The 2,886-nt window shown below is 75.4% G+C and carries 2 protein-coding genes; both read left to right on the top strand.

Annotation, left to right across the window (positions count from 1 at the left end; genetic code table 11):
* Window positions 1-370 precede the first annotated feature (370 nt).
* Window positions 371-1,492, top strand: a complete 1,122-nt coding sequence (gene ald / locus DQW06_RS28345; protein WP_013151676.1) for an alanine dehydrogenase — start codon at window positions 371-373, stop codon at window positions 1,490-1,492.
* A gap of 187 nt (window positions 1,493-1,679) precedes the next feature.
* On the top strand, window positions 1,680-2,837 hold the full coding sequence (locus DQW06_RS28340; protein WP_117199631.1) for an enolase C-terminal domain-like protein: 1,158 nt from the start codon (window positions 1,680-1,682) through the stop codon (window positions 2,835-2,837).
* The last annotated feature ends 49 nt before the right edge of the window (window positions 2,838-2,886 follow it).

Genomic DNA, 2,886 nt, shown 5'->3' with positions numbered 1-2,886 from the left:
GGCGGCCCGGCCCACGGCGACCCGCGGTGCGGCACCCGGACCGCACGCGTTCAGCGGGGCGGCACCCGGTGGGGCGGCGGCCCGTGGGGCGGTTCCCGGCGGGACGACACCCGCACCGACAGAGCCTTGGACCGACGGGGCACGGCGGGACGGCGCCCGGACAGCGAGCGCCCGGGGCGGCGGCTTCCAGGGCGTCGGGCCCCGGGGGATTGAGCCCGCCCGTCACGGGCAGGTACCCGTGTCCCAGACCACACATCGTCCTTACACCCTGTCAACAAGATCGCCGACAGCGATGCATGTTGGCGATAGCGCCAGGGCACCCCCGCAGTTCACAGTGGGGGTATCAACGGAGACAGCCGTAGGAGGAACCGTGCGCATCGGCGTGCCCCGCGAGATCAAGAACCACGAGTACCGGGTGGCCATCACCCCCGCCGGGGTCCACGAACTGGTCCGACGCGGCCACGAGGTGGTCGTCGAGCGCGACGCGGGCCTGGGCTCCTCCATCTCCAACGCCGAGTACGAGGCGGCGGGCGCGCGCGTCCTGGACTCCCCCGACGAGGTGTGGGCCACCGGTGAGCTGGTCCTGAAGGTCAAGGAGCCGGTCGCGGCCGAGTACCACCGCATGCGGGAGGGGCAGACCCTCTTCACCTACCTGCACCTGGCCGCCTCGCGCGAGTGCACCGACGCCCTGCTGGAGCGGCGGGTGACCGGCATCGCCTACGAGACCGTGCAGCTGCCGGACGGCTCCCTGCCGCTGCTGGCCCCGATGTCGGAGGTCGCGGGCCGCCTGGCCCCGCAGATGGGCGCGGTGACCCTACAGCGGCCCAGCGGCGGGCGCGGCGTGCTGATGGGCGGGGTGCCGGGCGTGCGCCCGGCACGCGTGACCGTGATCGGCGCGGGCGTCTCCGGCCTGAACGCGACGCAGATCGCGGTGGGCATGGGCGCGGAGGTGACCGTGCTGGACCTGAACGTGGACAAGCTGCGGCACGTGGACTCCCTCTACCGGGGCCGGGTCAAGACGGTGGTGTCCAACGCCTTCGAGCTGGAGCTGTCGGTGCTGGAGTCGGACATGGTGATCGGCGCGGTGCTGGTGCCGGGGGCCAGGGCGCCCAAGCTGGTGACCAACGAGCTGGTGTCGCGGATGCGGCCGGGCGCGGTGCTGGTGGACATCGCGATCGACCAGGGCGGGTGCTTCGAGGACTCGCGCCCCACCACACACGCCGACCCCACCTTCCACGTGCACGACACGGTGTTCTACTGCGTGGCGAACATGCCGGGCGCGGTGCCCAACACCTCCACGCACGCCCTCACCAAGGACACCCTGCGGTACGCGGTGGCGCTGGCGGAGAAGGGCTGGCGGCGCGCCATGAACGAGGACGAGGCGCTGGCCGGGGGCCTGAACACCTTCGACGGCGACGTGGTCTCCGCCCCGGTCGCCGAGGCGCACGGGGTCAAGCACCGTCCGCTGGACGAGGTGCTGGTCCAGGGCTAGGAGGGGGTAGGGCCCGCAGAACGCGGGCGGAGCCCGTCCGGGGTCCGCGCCGCCCGGCCGCACGGGTGGCACGGACCGCACCGTTCGGGGTGGTCGCGCAGGTCGGCCGGGGGTACGGTCGAGGGGAAAGCCCGCGCGCCCGGCTCTGCGGCCGGTCGCGGGAGGACGAGTACCGAGGTGGGACAGCGTGGCACACACCGGCTCGGCGACCGCGACCCGGATCGTCGAACTCGAGCTGATCCGGCTGCGGCCCCCGGCCGGCGGCCGAGGCCCCGGCGCCGACGGCCCCGTCCTGGTCCGGGTGGCCGACGGTGACGGCGTGAGCGGCTGGGGAGAACTGCCGGAGGCCAGCGGAGCCCAGTGGGACGCCCTGACCGGCGCCTTCGCCCCCGCCCTGCTCGGCCACTCCTGGCGGCGTCCGACCGAGGCGGGCGAGGCCTGGGCCGACCTGCCCTGGGACCCGGCCGTGGCCGGGGCCCTGGACACCGCGTGCTGGGACCTGTGGAGCCGCCAGCGCGACACCCCGCTCTCGCACGCCCTGGGCGGAGAGCGCACCGCGCTCACCGCCGGGGTGACGCTGCCCCGCCAGGTGGCCGTGGAGTCGGTGGTCACGGAGGTGAACCGCCAGGTGGGGGCGGGGTTCCGGCGGATCCGGCTGGAGATCGCCCCGGGCTGGGACGCGGACGTGGTGCGCGCGGTGCAGTCGAGCTTCCCGTTCCTGGTCCTCCAGGCGGACGCGGGCTGCCGCTACACCGAGTCCCCCGCCGACCTGGACGCGCTGCGCGTCCTGGACGGGCTCGGTCTGCTCGCGGTCGAGGACCCCTTCGCCCCGGGCGATCTGGCCGCGCACGCCCGGCTGTCCGCCGAACTGCGCACGCCGGTGGCGCTGGGCCGGTCCCTGGATTCGGTGGACGACCTCACCGAGGCGATCCGGGCCGAGGCGGGCGGCGCGGTGAACGTGGACCCGACCCGCATGGGCGGCCTCACGGCGGCCCGCCGCGCGGTGGACCGCGCCGTGGACGCTGGCTGGCGGGTGTGGTGCGGTTCGTCGGCGGTGACGGGGATCGGCCGCGCCGCGACGGTCGCGCTGGGCTCGCTGTCGGGGGCCTCGCTGCCGGTGGAGATGCCCGGAGCCGGGAGCCGGGGCCGCGACCTGATGCTCCCGCCCGTACGCGCGCACGACGGAGTGGTGCCGGTTCCGCTGACCGAGAGCGGCCTGGGGCACACGGTGGACCGCGCGGCGGTGGCCGAGCGCACCGCCCGGGCCCTGGTCGTGGACGCCGACGGCCCGCGCGAGGCCCACGTGGAGCGCGGGCGCGCCAACGGCGCCCGACGGCGGCGCTGACCGGAGAGTCCCGCACAACCGCAGCAACCGCAGCAACCGCAGCAACCGC

It is taken from the genome of Nocardiopsis sp. TNDT3 (assembly GCF_003427465.1).
GTDB lineage: Bacteria > Actinomycetota > Actinomycetes > Streptosporangiales > Streptosporangiaceae > Nocardiopsis > Nocardiopsis dassonvillei.
The sequence above is the reverse complement of the archived record's forward strand: the minus strand, read 5'-3'. Positions and strand labels throughout refer to the sequence as shown.